This window comes from Bartonella sp. AA126HLJHH, from assembly GCF_042197425.1.
Taxonomy (GTDB): Bacteria; Pseudomonadota; Alphaproteobacteria; order Rhizobiales; family Rhizobiaceae; genus Bartonella.
In genome coordinates, this window is sequence record NZ_JBHIRU010000127.1 from 1 (window position 1) to 641 (window position 641).

1 protein-coding gene is annotated in these 641 nt (G+C 44.8%); it reads right to left on the reverse strand.

Features of this window, described 5'->3' with window-relative positions; all coding sequences use genetic code 11:
- A partial coding sequence (locus tag ACFIQC_RS10105) for a hemagglutinin repeat-containing protein (RefSeq protein WP_375707154.1) occupies nt 1-641 on the reverse strand: 641 nt, incomplete at both ends.

Sequence of the window (641 nt, forward strand, 5' to 3'; positions counted from 1 at the left end):
TGAACAGTGCCAGTGCCAACAATATGGCTGTTTTTGTGATGCACTTCCTCACTGGAACCCTTGCCTTTACCAAAAGAAGCATTCCCCATCCACCCTGTACCACCGGTACCATAACTATACCCAATATTCATTGAAGCGCTTTGCGTGTGGTTTTCTGTGCTCTGCGTGTTTTGCGCACTTTCAAAGATGATATCTTTACCTGCTCCCATGGTGATATTCCCGCTCTGTTCATCATTGCTTTGCATCGGGTTTGTACCAGCAATAATATCGGCTCCAACACCATGGATGCTGCCTTTGTGGGCTTGCATATTAACAGCGCGTCCTGCTTCTATTGTACCTGTTACCGCAGTAGAGGTCTGAACAGAGGCTTCTGCCTTCTCTGTCTTAAAGCCCACGGTTACGCTAGCAGAAACATCAGCAATATCACGAATAGACTGTTTGTTTCCACCTTTCATCCCATTATAAAGACCTTTGCCTTTGCTATAGAGATCATAGCCTTTTAGACCAGCAATAAGACCATTACCGATTTTGTGTTTTGTATCCCCATGACCAAAACGTTTGGCTGCATCCTTTACATCTTTTACTGTACCAAGAATGCCCACATTGACAGAGCCTGTCACACCAGCAAAAGACTTTTCATG